We start from the raw sequence: 372 nt of genomic DNA on the forward strand, positions 1-372 counted from the left end.
AATAAGACGAACTGCAAGGACTACGTCTCTCCCGTCCCAGCCATCATAGGTGATAATGGTTGCACCATCAGATACATTAATAACGATACTGACGTAGAGATTACGGCTACTTACCAGGGGGGCACCAAGGCCCAGGTCGTTTACAAAGACGGACAGCTAACCCTGGGCAACTCATCCACGAACAACAACAACAACAACAACAACAACAACAACCCGTAAGGACCTGACCGCCTAAGGGTAGCTGGGCCCGGGTTTCCCCCGGGCCCCAAAAACATAACCCAGTCGCTACCCCAGCATTTTCTGAGCCACGAAGCTGAGGTTATGGGCGGGGCAGGCCGGGCTACACTCTAGGCGTGGGCGCGGCCAAGGCGG

General features: G+C 55.1%; 1 pseudogene. It reads left to right on the top strand.

What is annotated here, in order from left to right:
- Nucleotides 1-219: pseudogene (locus tag BVI061214_RS13355) on the top strand (prepilin-type N-terminal cleavage/methylation domain-containing protein); the annotation flags it as partial.
- Nucleotides 220-372: the final 153 nt, after the last annotated feature.

The sequence above is a fragment of the Thermus aquaticus genome, assembly GCF_001280255.1.
GTDB classification, from domain to species: Bacteria; Deinococcota; Deinococci; order Deinococcales; family Thermaceae; genus Thermus; species Thermus aquaticus.